The sequence below is a fragment of the Kocuria turfanensis genome, assembly GCF_001580365.1.
GTDB lineage: Bacteria > Actinomycetota > Actinomycetes > Actinomycetales > Micrococcaceae > Kocuria > Kocuria turfanensis.
Genome location: NZ_CP014480.1, coordinates 656370 through 670050, shown reverse-complemented (window position 1 = coordinate 670050; position 13681 = coordinate 656370). Strand labels below are relative to the sequence as shown.

At 75.1% G+C, this 13681-nt stretch carries 13 protein-coding genes; 12 read left to right on the top strand and 1 reads right to left on the bottom strand.

Annotation, left to right across the window (positions count from 1 at the left end; genetic code table 11):
* Window positions 1-4: 4 nt before the first annotated feature.
* The 7 genes from AYX06_RS03050 to AYX06_RS03020 all read left to right on the top strand — a co-directional run bounded on the left by AYX06_RS03050 (window position 5) and on the right by AYX06_RS03020 (window position 5801).
* Entirely contained in the window at window positions 5-1288 is a 1284-nt protein-coding gene (locus AYX06_RS03050) for an aminotransferase class V-fold PLP-dependent enzyme (protein WP_062734358.1), read from the top strand.
* A gap of 114 nt (window positions 1289-1402) precedes the next feature.
* Entirely contained in the window at window positions 1403-1876 is a 474-nt protein-coding gene (gene sufU, locus AYX06_RS03045) for a Fe-S cluster assembly sulfur transfer protein SufU (protein ID WP_062734355.1), read from the top strand.
* A gap of 49 nt (window positions 1877-1925) precedes the next feature.
* Complete coding sequence (locus AYX06_RS03040; RefSeq protein ID WP_062734353.1) at window positions 1926-2933, top strand: MsnO8 family LLM class oxidoreductase; 1008 nt, start codon at window positions 1926-1928, stop codon at window positions 2931-2933.
* Window positions 2934-3199: 266 nt separating this feature from the next.
* A complete protein-coding gene (locus AYX06_RS03035) occupies window positions 3200-3769 on the top strand; it encodes a nucleosidase (RefSeq protein ID WP_062734351.1) in 570 nt (189 codons plus the stop codon).
* Between the two features lie 24 nt (window positions 3770-3793).
* Entirely contained in the window at window positions 3794-4510 is a 717-nt protein-coding gene (locus AYX06_RS03030; protein WP_062734347.1) for a lipoate--protein ligase family protein, read from the top strand.
* A 38-nt stretch (window positions 4511-4548) separates the two neighbouring features.
* Complete coding sequence (locus tag AYX06_RS03025; protein WP_062734344.1) at window positions 4549-5385, top strand: SOS response-associated peptidase; 837 nt, start codon at window positions 4549-4551, stop codon at window positions 5383-5385.
* Complete coding sequence (locus AYX06_RS03020; protein WP_062736848.1) at window positions 5382-5801, top strand: pyridoxamine 5'-phosphate oxidase family protein; 420 nt, start codon at window positions 5382-5384, stop codon at window positions 5799-5801. The genes AYX06_RS03025 and AYX06_RS03020 overlap by 4 nt, the downstream gene beginning before the upstream one ends.
* Window positions 5802-5819: 18 nt before the next feature.
* On the opposite strand, the gene AYX06_RS03015 is transcribed toward AYX06_RS03020, so the two are convergent.
* A complete protein-coding gene (locus tag AYX06_RS03015; protein ID WP_062734342.1) occupies window positions 5820-6335 on the bottom strand; it encodes a GNAT family N-acetyltransferase in 516 nt (171 codons plus the stop codon).
* A 327-nt stretch (window positions 6336-6662) separates the two neighbouring features.
* Between AYX06_RS03015 and AYX06_RS03010 the strand changes: the two genes are divergently transcribed.
* The 5 genes from AYX06_RS03010 to AYX06_RS02990 all read left to right on the top strand — a co-directional run bounded on the left by AYX06_RS03010 (window position 6663) and on the right by AYX06_RS02990 (window position 13579).
* The gene (locus tag AYX06_RS03010) at window positions 6663-6986 is read left to right on the top strand and encodes a DUF6504 family protein (protein WP_062734339.1); all 324 of its coding nucleotides are present in this window, start codon (window positions 6663-6665) and stop codon (window positions 6984-6986) included.
* A 109-nt stretch (window positions 6987-7095) separates the two neighbouring features.
* Window positions 7096-7935 (top strand): fumarylacetoacetate hydrolase family protein, encoded by an 840-nt coding sequence (locus AYX06_RS03005; RefSeq protein WP_062734336.1) that lies wholly within the window; start codon window positions 7096-7098, stop codon window positions 7933-7935.
* A 78-nt stretch (window positions 7936-8013) separates the two neighbouring features.
* Window positions 8014-8982: a TIGR03885 family FMN-dependent LLM class oxidoreductase gene (locus AYX06_RS03000; RefSeq protein ID WP_062734332.1), complete on the top strand. Its 969-nt coding sequence runs from the start codon at window positions 8014-8016 to the stop codon at window positions 8980-8982.
* Window positions 8983-9045: 63 nt separating this feature from the next.
* The gene (locus AYX06_RS02995) at window positions 9046-12426 is read left to right on the top strand and encodes a DNA polymerase III subunit alpha (protein WP_084271419.1); all 3381 of its coding nucleotides are present in this window, start codon (window positions 9046-9048) and stop codon (window positions 12424-12426) included.
* Window positions 12427-12631: 205 nt separating this feature from the next.
* A complete protein-coding gene (locus tag AYX06_RS02990) occupies window positions 12632-13579 on the top strand; it encodes a DUF2382 domain-containing protein (protein WP_062734329.1) in 948 nt (315 codons plus the stop codon).
* The last annotated feature ends 102 nt before the right edge of the window (window positions 13580-13681 follow it).

Here is a 13681-nt window from a genome sequence, read left to right as displayed (position 1 = left end):
GACCATGGACGGAAACGACGTGCAGCCGCTGACCGACGCCGAGGTGCGCGCCATCCGGGAGGACTTCCCCCTGTTGACGGGCGCCCCGGGGATCTACCTGGACTCCGGGGCCACCTCGCAGAAGCCGCTGGCCGTGCTGGACGCCGAGCGGGAGTTCTACCTGCACCGCAACGCCGCGGTGCACCGCGGCGCGCACGCCCTGGCGGTGGAGGCCACCGACGCCTACGAGGAGGCCCGCCGGGTCGTGGCCGGCTTCGTCGGGGCCACCGAGGCCGAGCTGGTGTGGACCTCCAACGCCACCGAGGCGATCAACCTGATCACCTACTCCTTCTCCAACGCCGCCGCCGGGCGCGGGGGAGAGGCCGCCGGGCGGTTCCGGCTCGGGCCGGGCGACGAGATCGTGACCACCGAGGCCGAGCACCACGCCAACCTCATCCCGTGGCAGGAGCTGGCCGCCCGCACCGGGGCGAGCCTGCGCTGGATCCCCGTGGACGAGGCCGGGCTGCTCGACCACGCGGCCGCCCGGCAGGTGATCGGGGAGCGCACGAAGGTGCTGGCCTTCAGCCACGTCTCCAACGTCACCGGGGCGGTCACCGACGTCGCCGACCTGGTGGGCCTGGCCCGGGAGGCGGGGGCGCTGACCGTGCTGGACGCCTGCCAGTCGGTGCCGCACCTGCCGGTGGACCTCCCCGCCCTGGGCGTGGACTTCGCGGTGTTCTCCGGGCACAAGATGCTCGGGCCCACCGGCATCGGCGCCCTGTGGGGGCGGGGGGAGCTGCTGGACGCGATGCCGCCGTTCCTCACCGGCGGGTCGATGATCACCCGGGTCACGATGGAGGGCGCCTCCTACCTGCCGGCGCCGACCCGCTTCGAGGCCGGCACGCAGCGGATCGCCCAGGCCGTGGCCCTGGCTGCGGCCGTGCGCTACCTGCAGGGCGTCGGCATGGAGCGCGTCGCCGCCCACGAGCGGGAGCTGGGGCAGCGGCTGGCCGCCGGACTCGCCCAGCTCGAGGGGGTCCGGCTGATCGGCCCGCCCCCGGGGGCCGACCGGGTGGGGCTGGCCGCGGTGGACGTGGCGGGGGTGCACGCCCACGACGTCGGCCAGGTCCTCGACGTCGCGGGAGTGGCTGTGCGGGTGGGCCACCACTGCGCCCAGCCGCTGCACCGGGCCCTGGGGCTGACCGCGACCACCCGGGCCAGCGGCTACCTCTACACCACCACCGCCGACGTGGACCGGTTCCTGGCCGAGCTGGCCGGGGTCCGCGCCTACTTCGGCGTGGCAGGCTGATCCCGTGCGCACCGACCCCGTGCGCTTCGAGCCCATGCGCTTCGAGCCCATGCGCTTCGACCCCATGCGCTTCGACCCCATGAGCACCGCACCGGACCGACCGAGGAGACGACGATGAGCGCGCTGGACGGGCTGTACCAGGAGGTCATCCTGGACCACGCCAAACGGCGCTCCGGGAAGGGCCTGGCCGACCCGGCCCCCGGTCACGCCGTGGGCGAGTCGCACCAGTACAACCCCACGTGCGGGGACGAGATCACCGTGCGCGCCGAGCTGGCCCCGGCGCCCCCGGGCACGGAGGGCACGGAGCCGGTGGTGCAGCGGATCACCTGGGAGGGCGAGGGCTGCTCGATCTCCATGGCCGCGGCCTCCGTGCTGGCCGAGACCGCCCCGGGCCTGACACGGGCCGAGCTGCTGGCGCTGATCGGGGCGTTCCGGGAGCTGCTGCGCTCCCGCGGCACCGTGGAGCCGGACGAGGAGGTCCTCGGCGACGCCGCCGCCTTCGCCGGGGTCTCCCGGTTCGCGGCCCGGGTCAAGTGCGCGATGCTCGGCTGGGTCGCCGCCGAGGAGGCCGTGGGCCGGACCGGGTGAGCCGCGGCGGCCCCGGAATTCCTCTCCCGCCGCGGCGGTTGAGCCGGACATGCCCCTCTCCGACGTCGCCCTGTCCCTGCTCGACCGCGCCAGCACCCGGCGCGGGTCCACGGAGGCCGAGGCGCTCGCCCGCGTGCTGGACCGGGCGCAGCGGGCGGAGGAGCTGGGCTACCACCGGTTCTGGGTGGCCGAGCACCACGGGGTGCCCGGCATCGCGGGCTCCGCGCCGGCGGTGCTGATGGCCGCGGCCGCGGCCCGCACCCGCCGCATCAGGATCGGCTCGGGCGGGGTCATGCTGCCCAACCACCAGCCGCTCGTGGTCGCCGAGCAGGCCGCCACCCTCCAGGCCCTGCACCCCGGCCGGATCGACCTCGGGGTGGGCCGCTCGCTCGGGTTCACCGCCGCGGTCCGGGACGCCCTGCGCACGGGCAAGGAGGCCGCGGACCGCTTCGGGGCCGACCTCGCCGAGCTGCTCGCCCACCTCTCCGGCACCGCCGCCGTGACCGCCCGCCCGCGCGACCACGCCGCGACCCCGGTCTTCGTGCTGGCCACCGGCGCCGGGGTGGACGTCGCGGCGCGGGCCGGGCTCGCCGTGGTGCTCGGCGGGCCGGCCCTGTTCCGTCCGGGCCCGGAGGGCGCCACCGCGGTGCTGGAGCGCTACCGGGAGCGGTTCCGCCCGTCGTCGTGGTGGCCGCAACCGTACGTGGTGGTCTCGGCGAACGTTGCGGTGGCGGGCACCCGGGAGGCCGCGCGGCGGCTGCTCCTGCCCGAAGCCCGCGCCCTGGCCGTCTCCCGGACGCGGGGCGAGTTCCCGCCCCTGGAACCGGCGGGACCGGCGGACCCGCAGGCGCTCCCGGACCGGGAGCGGCGCCTGGTGGAGGAGTCCCTGGCGGCCTCGGTGCACGGCACCGCCCCGGAGGTCCGGGCGGGCCTGGAGCGGCTGGTCGCCCGGACCGGGGCGGACGAGCTCCTGGTGACCGGCGGCGCGTACGACCTCGAGGCCCAGGCGGAATCCGACCGCCGGCTCGCCGCGCTGTTCGCCCTCCGCCCGCGCTGAACGCCGCGGCGCCGAGTCCCCCGCGCCGCACCCGGCGACGGCGCCCCACGGCGCCGGATCCCCGGTGATCCACCCTGTTGCGCCGAGTCCCCCCTGTGCGCGCAGATCCCCCCGTCCGATCGGGGGGATCTGCGAGGACAGGGGGGACTCGGCGGTGCGGACCGGTGGGAGTGGGGGACTCGGCGGTGCGGACCGGCGGGAGTGGGGGACTCGGTGCCGGGTGCGGGGCGGGTGGGGGCACACGGGGGTGCGGATAGAGTGGGCGGGTGCAGAAACTGCTCGTGCTCGCCGCCCACCCGCTGGAGACCAAGTACTTCCCGGACGACATCGACCTGGTCCTGATCGGCGTCGGGATGTCGGCGGCGGCGGTGCGCACCACCGAGGCGGTGCTCACCCGCTGCCCGGACCCCGCGCGGCGGGCGGAGCTGACGGTGCTCAACATCGGCAGCGCCGGGGCGCTGCGGGACGGGCTGCACGGGGTGCACGAGCCCTCCCGGATCATCAACCGGGACGTGGACGAGCAGCTGCTGCGCGCGGCCGGGATCCCCGTGGACAACGTCATCGAGCTCGGCGGCACCGGCCCGGTCCTCGCCACCGGGGACTCGTTCGTGGCCGGCGGACCCGCCCGGGACGCCCTGGCCGCCCGGGCCGACCTCGTGGACATGGAGGGCTGGGCGATCGCGGTGGCCTGCCGGCACCTGGGCGTGCGGCTGCGGATGGTCAAGCACGTCTCCGACGCCGCCGACGAGGCCGCGCTCGCGTGGGCCGAGAAGGTCGAGGTCAGCGCGGTGGCCCTGGGGCAGTGGTTCCGCGCCAGCGGCATCGCCGCGCGCTGACCCGCGACTAGACTGGGATCCAGCATGAAACTACTCCGCCAGCGCGAGTCCCTGGGCGCCCAGCAGGACTACGAGAGCGCCATGACCCTCCTCGCCGACGTCCGCCGCAGCGGTCCCGTGCTGCGCCTCTACGAACCGGCGCCCACGGTCGCCTTCGGCCGCCGGGACGAGCTGCGCCCGGGCTTCGCCGACGCCGCCCGGGCCGCCCGCGAGAGCGGCTTCGAGCCCCTGGTCCGGCGGGTGGGCGGGCGCGCGGCGGCCTACCACGGCGGGTGCCTGATCGTGGACCACCTCGAGGCGGCCGAGGACCCGACCACGGGCATCCAGGACCGCTACCGCCTGTTCGGGGACATGCTCGTGGCGGCCCTGGAGGAGCTCGAGGTCGAGGCCGACGTCGGGGAGATCCCCGGCGAGTACTGCGCCGGGGAGCACAGCGTGCACGGGACGCACCCGGCGTCGTCGTCGACCCCGGGCCGGAAGGTGAAGCTGGCCGGCACCGCCCAGCGGGTGGTCGCGGGCGCCTGGTACTTCAGCACCGTGCTGGTGATCGAGCAGTCCGAGCCCATCCGCTCGGTGCTCACCGACGTCTACGCCGCCCTGGACCTGGAGTGGGACCCCGCGACCGCCGGGGCCGTGGACGACCTGCGCCCGGGCACCACCGTGGCCGACGTCGAGCGCGGGATCCGCAAGGTGTACGGCATGTACTCCGAGTACCTGGGATACGGGCCGCTCACCGACTGAGTCCCGGCCGCGCGCCGGGCAGACCGAGGAGGCAGCAGATGTGCGGACGCTACGTCATCGCCCGGGCCGTGGGCGACCTCGTGGCCGAGACCGGGGCCGTCCCGGACGAGAGCCTCGGCGAGGCCGACTCCGAGCGGCTGCGGGCCAACTGGAACACCGCGCCCACCACCGACGTGCCCATCGTCCTGGAGCGCCTGGCGGGCGGGGACGGCCGGGACGACGGCGGGGAGCTGGTCCGCGAGCTGCACGTGGCCCGCTGGGGACTGGTCCCGGGCTGGGCCAAGGACCCCGCGGTCGGGTCGAAGATGTTCAACGCCCGGTCGGAGACCGTCCTGGAGAAGCCGTCCTTCCGCAAGGCGGTCCGCGCCCGCCGCTGCGCGGTCCCCGCCAACGGCTACTACGAGTGGAAGCGCGAGCCGGGCCCCGGCAAGGGCGGGCGCAAGCAGCCCTACTACGTCCACCCGGCCGACCCGGACGAGACCATCTGGTTCGCCGGGATCTACGAGTGGTGGCGGGTGCCCGAGGGCGCGGAGCTGCACTCGGCGGCCCTGCAGCCCGGCCGGGACGGCGGGGACAGCACGTGGCTGCTGTCCTGCTCGATCCTCACCACCGACTCCCCGGAGCCCTCCGCCGAGCACCCCGTGCTCACGGAGCTGCACGGGCTGCACGACCGGATGCCGATCCCGCTGGCCCCCGAGCACGTCGACGACTGGCTGCGCCCGGGGGAGGACGACGCCCCGCAGCTGGTGGACCTGGTGCGGGCCGAGGCGCACCGGACGGCCGCCCGGTGGGTGCTCGACCCGGTGGACCCGGCCGTCGGCAACGTGCGCAACAACTCCCCGGAGCTCGTCCTCCCGCAGCGGAGCCTGTTCTGAGCGCCGGGGAGGCCCTCCGCCGGGTCCGCGACTTCGTGCGGGCCCACGGCGGCGGGGTCGTGGCGACCAACAGCGGCACCGGCTGCCCCGAGTCCGCGTGGATCAACCTCGCGGCCCACGAGGACGGGCGGCTGGTCTTCGGCACGAACGAGCGCAGCCGCAAGTACGCGAACCTGCGGGCCGACCCCCGGGTCTCCCTGGTGGTGGTCTCGGGGGACGGCCAGGAGTTCCAGCTCGAGGGGCGCGCCGCGGTGCTCGAGGGCCCTGCGGCGCAGGACGCCGGCGAGCTGCTGGAGTCCCGTCACCCGGGCGCCACGGGCAAGGACAGCACCCGGCTCGTGGCCGTGCGCCTGCACTGGGCCCGGTTCGTGGACGTCGCGGCCGACCCCCCGGTCCGGGAGGACCTCACGCTGTGAGCCCGGCCCCGCCGGGGCTCAGACGTAGTCCGTCTCGTAGTCCGTCTCGGGGACCCAGCGGTTGAAGTCGAGCGTCAGGTACAGCGCGAGCGCCGCCGCGTTGTCCTCCGCGATGCGCAGGCTCACCTGGTCGTAGCCGTGGTCGTAGAGGGTGCTCATGGCGCAGCGCACCAGCTGCTCGGCCAGGCCCTGCCGGCGGCGGGAGGCCGCGGTGAACAGCTCGAAGATGTAGGGGGCGTCGGGCAGGTCCTCGCCGACGCGCCGGGCCAGGACCAGGGCCGCGGCCACGATGGTCCCGTCGTCGTCCACCACCACCGGCGAGGCCTCGGGCAGGAAGGGCCCGTACTCGCCGTCGAAGACGCCCCGGATCACCGTGCGCGCCTCCTCGAGGCTGGAGACCCCGCCCTGCTCGTAGGAGGAGTAGTAGAGCTGGGCGAGACTCTCGGCGTCCTCCGGGGTGGCCGGTCGCAGGGACACGGCAGGAGTCCTGGTGTTCTCCGTCGTGTGGGCGATCAGCGTGATGGTTCCGGTCATGGAGGCCTCCGTGATGTCGGCGCCGGGTGCTCCGGCGTGGGTCGGGCGAGGGGACAGGGGACGACCCGGGGGGTCTCGCGGGGCAAGCCCTCCGTGCTTTCAGCGTATCCATTTCGCCGGTCTTGTCCATGCTTCCCCGCCGCTCCCCGGCGCACCCGGAGCGCGGGGCAGGGCGGTGACCGGCCCGCGCGGAAGCGGCCACCGCCGGGGAACAGGTGTTCCGTCGAAGCTGTCCGGAGGGTTAGCCTGTCGTACAGGTGTTCTAGCTTCCAGAGGACAGGGCGCGCCGCACGGCGGGCGCCGGGACCGAGGAAGGGAGGGGCCGTCGTGGGCTTTCTGACGGAGGGCGTCGAGGTGGACTGCGACGCCGGCGGCGTGCCGGTGACCGTGCGCTGGCGCGGACGGGGCTACCGGGTGGCGCAGGACCCCGTGCGCTGGTACGAGCGCCGGGCGTGGTGGGCCGAGGACGCCCGGCTGCCCAAGGACCGCGGGATCGGGGCGGTGGACCAGCAGATGTGGCGGGTCCAGGTCCAGCTCACCGTCCGCTCGGAGCTGCTGACCCTCGAGCTCGTCCACACCCTCGACACCGGTCGCTGGCGGCTGCTGGCGGCCACCAGCGCCTCGGGGACCCAGGTGGTGCGCTGCGCCTAGGGGCGCCGGCCACCGCGCCCCGGGCGCATAGGATCGGAGTGCAGGGCCCGCCCGCCGCGCGCGGGGGAGCCCGGAGGCGCAGCACCCGCGGCACAGAAAGGCGGCACCCGTGAGACTCGGCACCGTGCGACGCAACGGCACCACCCAGGCCTTCCGCCAGGAGGCGGGGGAGACCGTCTACCTGCCCGTCCCCGACGTCGGGGCCCTCCTCGCCGGGGGCGACCTGCGGCTGGCCGGGGAGCCGGGTCCCGCGCCCGCCCCGGAGGAGCTGGCGGCGCCCGTGCTGCGCCCCGGCAAGATCCTGTGCGCGGGGCTCAACTACTACGACCACGCGGAGGAGGTCGGCCAGGAGATCCCGGAGCACCCCACGATCTTCGCGAAGTACGCCACCGCGCTGATCGGCCCCACCGACCCCATCGCCATGCCGGAGGAGTCCGAGAAGATCGACTGGGAGGCCGAGCTGACCGCGGTGATCGGCTCGCCCCTGCGCCACGCCACGCCGGAGCAGGCCCGCGCCGCCATCGCCGGGTACACGATCATGAACGACATCTCGGTGCGGGACTGGCAGGGCCGGACCTCCGAGTGGTTCCAGGGCAAGAACTTCGACCGCACCACCCCGGTGGGGCCCGTGGTCGTGACCCCGGACGAGGTCGACCCCGAGGCGGGGCTGGCCATCCGCTGCAGCGTCGACGGCGTGCTCCACCAGGACTCGGGCACCGACCGGATGATCTTCTCCGCCGTGGCGCTGGTCGAGTACCTCAGCCGGTTCCTGACCCTCGAGCCCGGGGACCTCGTGGCCTGCGGCACCCCCGCCGGGGTGGGCCTGGCCAAGAAGCCCCGCCGGATCTGGTTGCGCGACGGCCAGGAGGTCGTCACCGAGATCGAGGGCATCGGGCAGCTGCGCAACGTCTGCACCCCCGCCGAGGAGCTCCTGACCCGGAGCTCCTGACCCGGGCTGGCCGTCCGGGCCGGCCGACGGCACCCATCCCGACCCCGACCCCGACCCCGACCCCGACCGGAGGGCCCCATGGCGACCATCGGCTTCCACGCCTCCCACGAGCAGATCCCGCCCGAGCAGCTGCTGCGCGACGTCCGGCACGCCGAGCAGGCCGGCTTCGGCGCCGCCATGTGCTCCGACCACCTGGAGCCGTGGTCCCCGCGCCAGGGCCACTCCGGCTTCGCCCTGTCCTGGCTGGGCGCGGCGCTGGCCACCACGGCGCTGCCGTTCGGGTTCGTGCACGCCCCGGGCCGGCGCTACCACCCCGTGGTCACCGCCCAGGCCACTGCCACCCTCGCCCGCATGTTCCCCGGCCGGCTCTGGGCCGCCCTGGGCAGCGGGCAGCGGCTCAACGAGCGCCCGGTCAGCCCGGAGTGGCCGGAGAAGGAGCAGCGCCAGCAGTTCCTCGAGGCGAGCTTCGACGTCGTCCGCCGCCTGCACGCGGGGGAGGAGGTCAGCCACCGCGCACCGCTGCACGCCGACCGCGCCCGGGTCTGGGACCCCCCGGAGGTCGCCCCGCCCCTGCTGGTGGCCGCCCTCACCCCGGCCACCGTCCGCCGCTTCGCCCCCGTGGCCGACGGGTTCATCACCGTCAACCAGCCCCTCGAGGACCTGCGCCGGATGCTCGGGACCTGGCGCGAGGCCGGCGGCACCGGGCGGACCGCCCTGCAGGTGCACCTGAGCTGGGCGCCCTCCCTGGAGCAGGCCCGGGCGATCGCCTTCGACCAGTGGCGCACCAACGTCTTCGACCCCGTCACCATGGCCGAGCTCGCCTCCCCGCAGGACTACCAGCGCAAGGCGGTCCAGCAGGACGTCGGGGACGAGCAGATCGCCGGGGCGGTCAACGTCTCCGCCGACCTCGGCCGGCACGCGCAGTGGCTGCACGAGTACGCCGAGCTCGGCTTCGACGAGATCCACCTGCACCACGTGGGACAGGAGCAGGCGTCCTTCCTCGACGCCTTCGGGGACGCCGTGCTGCCCCAGTTCGCCGGGGCGTGATCCGCCCGCCCCGCACCGGCGTTTGCAATTGACTTAAGTTCGAACACATATTCGAATACCGGTGTGAGCTTTCCGCACCTGCACGTCGCCACCGCCTTCAGCGCCCACTACGGGGTGAGCCGGCCCTCCGTCCTCGTCGCCGCGGCGGCCGCGGACGGCGCGGAGGTGCTCGCCTGCACCGACCGGGACGGGCTCTACGGCGCGGTCAAGCACCTGGGCGCGTGCCGGGAGCACGGCATCGACCCCGTCCTGGGCGTCGACCTCGCCCTGTACGGTCCCGGGCGCGAGCGCGTCCTCGGCCGCGTGCTGGTCCTCGCCGCCGGCGGGACCGCCGGTGCCGGCTACGCCGCCCTGTGCCGGCTCGTCTCCGCCGCCCACGCCGGCGGCGGCCCGCCCGGGGTGGACCCGGACCAGATCGCCGCCCACGCCGTCCGCCCCGGGTGCACGGGCCCCCTGCTGAGCGTGCTGCTCGGGCCGGCCTCCGACGTCGGGCAGGAGCTTGCCGCCCGCCGCTACCGCGCCGGCCGCGCCGCCCTGGCCCGCTGGCGGGCCCGGCTGCCGGCGGAGGCGCTCGCCGTGGAGGTGGTCACCCACCTGGCCGCCCCCGGCACCGCGTGCAGCACCTCCCACGCGGCCCGGCTGCTGCGCGCCGCCGTCGAGGCGGGGCTGACCCCCGTGCTGACCAACGCGGTGCGCTACGCCACCCCCGCCGAGGCGGCGACCGCCGACGTCCTCGACGCCGCCCGCGCCCTCACCCCGCTCGAGGCCCTCGGCCGGGCCGGTCCGTCCGGCGGCGGGGGCGCCGCCGACCGTCGGGCGCCCCCGACGGAGCCGCTGCAGCCCAACGGCCAGGGCTGGCTCAAGTCCACCCGGCAGATGCGCTCGCTGGCCGCGGAGGTCGCCCGGGCCGCCGACCTCGGGGTCGCCGGCGCCACGGCCCTGCTGGCGGGCACCCAGCGGATCGCCGACCGGAGCCGCCTGGACCCGGTGGCCGACTGCGGCTGGGGGCGCCCGGTGGTGCCCGAGGCCTCCGTGCTGGGCCTGCGGCGCCCGGCGCCCGCGGAGCTGCGGGCCCGCTGCGAGGCCGGCCTGGCGCGGCGCTACCCGGGCCGCCGGGCGGGCCCGGCGGTGCGGTCCCGGCTGGACCGGGAGCTGGGGGTGATCGGGGAGCTGGGCTTCGCCTCCTACTTCCTCACCGTGGCCGAGGTCTCCGCGATGATCGGGGCGATGGGCGTCCGGCACGCCGCCCGCGGCTCCGGGGTCTCCTCGCTCGTCAACTACCTGCTCGACGTCTCCCAGGTGGACCCCCTGGAGCACGACCTGCTCTTCGAGCGCTTCCTCTCGCCCGACCGCTCGACCCTGCCGGACATCGACATCGACGTCGAGTCCGCCCAGCGCCACCGCGTCTACCGGGAGATCTTCGACCGCTTCGGCGCCGAGCGGGTGAGCCTCATGAGCATGCAGAACGCCTACCGGGCCCGCGGCGCCGTCCGGGACGCGGGGCTGGCGCTCGGACTGGACCCCGAGACCGTGGACACGGTGGCCAAGCAGCTGTGGCACCTGCCGGCCTCGGCCCTGCGCGAGACCCTCGCCCGCCAGCCGGAGCTGCGGGAGTTCGCCGAGCAGGTGTCCCGGGAGAAGCAGCTGGACCTGCTCGTGGACCTCACCGAGCGCCTGGACCGCCTGCCCCGGCACATCTCCATGCACCCGTGCGGGGTGATCCTGGGGGACCGCTCCCTCCTGGACCGCACCCCGGTGCAGGCCGGCGGGGCCGGGATGCCGATGAGCCAGTTCGACAAGCACGACATGGACCCCATGGGCATGCTCAAGCTCGACGTCCTCGGCGTGCGGATGCAGTCCGCCCTCGCCCACGCCGTCGAGGAGGTGGCCCGCATCCATCCCGGACGGCCCCGCCTGGACCTGGAGTCCGTCCCCGTCGACGACGAGGCCACGTTCGAGCTCATCCGCTCGACCCACACCCTGGGCTGCTTCCAGATCGAGTCCCCGGGCCAGCGCGAGCTCATCGGCAAGATGGCGCCGACGAGCTTCGGCGACCTCGTCGTGGACATCTCCCTCTTCCGCCCCGGCCCCATGCACTCGGACATGGTCCGGCCCTATCTGGAGCACCGCCACGGCTGGTCCCGGCCCGTCACCGTCCACCCGCGCCTCGACCCGATCCTCGCCGAGACCCACGGGGTGACCGTCTTCCACGAACAGGTCCTGCGCATCCTCGACGCCTTCACCGGCTGCGGTCTGGCCCGGGCCGACGAGCTGCGCCGCCGGCTCGGCTCGGACCGGCAGCTCGAGGTGGAGGCGTACTTCCGCGAGCGGGCCCGGGAGCGGGAGTACCCCCTGGACGTCGTGGACCGGGTGTGGGGGATCCTGGCGGCCTTCGGCTCGTTCGGCTTCTGCAAGGCCCACGGCGCGGCCTTCGCGGTGCCCACCTACCAGTCCGCGTGGCTGAAGGCCCACCACCCGGAGGCGTTCCTGGCCGGGCTCTGGGAGCACGACCCCGGGATGTACCCCAAGCGCCTGCTCGTGGGGGAGGCACGGCGGATGGGCATCCCCGTCCTGCCGGTGGACGTCAACCGCTCCGACGAGCACTACCGGGTGGAGCGGCTGGCGGAGGACCCCGGGCGCCTGGGCGTGCGCCTGGCCCTGACGGGCATCCACGGGGTCTCGCAGGCCGAGGTGCGCCGGATCGTGGCCGGGCAGCCCTATGCCTCGCTCGCGGACCTGCGGCAGCGGGCCCGCCCCGCCCGGCGCACCCTCGAGCGCCTCGCCGCCGTCGGCGCCTTCGACGGCCTGCTGCGCCGCTCCGGGGGAACCGCCTCCCGCGCCGACCTGGTGCACGCCCTGCGCACCCGGGCGGACAGCGCCCGTCCGCCCCGGGACCCCGGGAGCCGGGAGGTCCAGGGGCAGCTGGCCCTGGACCTGGGGGACCTGGAGCTGCGGGGCCTGCCCGCGGAACGGCCCGAGCCCACCGTCGAGGAGAAGGTGCGCACCGAGCTGGACCTGCTCGCGGTCGACGTCTCCGCGCACCTCCTGGACAGCTGGGCCCCCCTGCTGCGGGAGCTGGGGGCCGTGCCCGCCGAGCGGCTGCTGGAGCTGCGCAACCGGTCCGAGGTGCTCGTGGCGGGCGTGCGGGTCTCGACCATGACCCCGCCCCTGCGCAGCGGCCGGCGGGTGGTCTTCGTCAGTCTCGACGACGGCACGGGCGCGGTGGACTGCGCCTTCTTCCCCGACGCCCAGGAGCGCTCGGGGCAGCACCTGTTCGGCACGCGGCTGCTGCTGGTGCGCGGGCGCACCCGGCGCACGGGCCCCCGCGGGATCAGTCTCAGCGCGGAGCAGGCCTGGGACCTCGCCGACCCGGCGACCCCGGCGGCCGTCCGCTCCTCGGCCCGCTCAGCGGCACGCTCAGCGGTCCGCTCACCGGCCCGGTGAGCGGACCGGGGTCGGGGCATCATGCGCGGGGGACCGCCGCGGATCCAGCAGTTTCACTCTGGGAGAATCCATTGGCCAGCGGGCTGATAGCCAGTATGGTTACTAATAACAGCGAACGAGTTGCAGCCCGCCCCCCGGCGGGATTCGTCCGCGGCGGGCCCCTCCCGGGTGCCCGTTCTCCAGCAGATCAAGAGAAGGAGTTCTCATGGCTACGTACGACGTCAACGCACTGCTCTCGGCCACCGCCTACGACTCGGACGGCGACAAGATCGGCAAGGTCGAGCAGGTCTTCCTGGACGACAACACCGAGGATGTCACGTTCGTGACCGTCAACACCGGTCTGTTCGGCACCAAGGAGAGCTTCGTCCCGGTCGAGGGCGCCCGGCAGGACGGCGACCGCCTGGTGCTCCCCTACGCCAAGGGTGTCGTCAAGGACGCCCCGAACGTGGACGCGGACCAGCACCTCTCCCCGGCCGAGGAGGAGGAGATCTACCGCTACTACAAGATGAACTACTCCGGCACCGGCGGCGACCGTGACACCGACCGCGACCGCGACGGCCGGACGGACTACGCCACGACCGACTACACCGGCACCGGCACCACCGGCCGTGACGCCGGCGACACGCTCGGCACCGACCGCAACGCCGTGCCCGGCGCGGGCACCGCCGGCTACGCCGAGGTCGACCGCGGCACCGCCGACCGCGACGTCACCGACCGCGACCTCACCGACCGCGACCGGGACCTCACCGACCGCGCCGACAACGGCGTGGTCCGCCACGAGGAGCGGCTGCACGTCGGCAAGGAGCAGCAGGAGACCGGCCGCGCCCGCCTGCGCAAGTACGTGGTGACCGAGCGCGAGACCGTCGACGTCCCCGTCGAGCGCGAGGAGGTCCGGGTCGAGCGCACCCCGCTCAGCGGCACCGAGGCCACCACCGGCACCATCGGCGAGGAGGACGTCGAGGTGACCCTCCACGAGGAGCGCCCCGTCGTCGCCAAGGAGACCGTGGGTGTCGAGAAGGTCGGGATCGAGAAGGAGACCGTCCGCGACACCGAGCGCGTCGACGCCGACGTCCGCAAGGAGCAGGTCGAGGTCGAGACCGACGCCGAGCGCGGCACCGGCCTCACCGACCGCGATCGCCGCGACCGCATCTGATCGCACCGATCGTTCCGGGCCCCCGTCACCGCGAGGTGACGGGGGCCCGTCGTCGTGCCGGGCCCGTCGGAACACCGCCCGTACCGGGCCCGGCTCGGGCGG

Excerpts from the sequence above, each read along its gene's own strand:
- AYX06_RS03050 (WP_062734358.1), top strand. The coding sequence starts at position 5 with ATGGACGGAAACGACGTGCAGCCGCTGACCGACGCCGAGGTGCGCGCC.
- AYX06_RS02990 (WP_062734329.1), top strand. The coding sequence starts at position 12,632 with ATGGCTACGTACGACGTCAACGCACTGCTCTCGGCCACCGCCTACGAC.
- AYX06_RS03040 (WP_062734353.1), top strand. The coding sequence starts at position 1,926 with ATGCCCCTCTCCGACGTCGCCCTGTCCCTGCTCGACCGCGCCAGCACC.
- AYX06_RS03000 (WP_062734332.1), top strand. The coding sequence starts at position 8,014 with ATGGCGACCATCGGCTTCCACGCCTCCCACGAGCAGATCCCGCCCGAG.
- AYX06_RS03025 (WP_062734344.1), top strand. The coding sequence starts at position 4,549 with ATGTGCGGACGCTACGTCATCGCCCGGGCCGTGGGCGACCTCGTGGCC.
- sufU (WP_062734355.1), top strand. The coding sequence starts at position 1,403 with ATGAGCGCGCTGGACGGGCTGTACCAGGAGGTCATCCTGGACCACGCC.
- AYX06_RS03015 (WP_062734342.1), bottom strand. The coding sequence starts at position 6,335 with ATGACCGGAACCATCACGCTGATCGCCCACACGACGGAGAACACCAGG.
- AYX06_RS03030 (WP_062734347.1), top strand. The coding sequence starts at position 3,794 with ATGAAACTACTCCGCCAGCGCGAGTCCCTGGGCGCCCAGCAGGACTAC.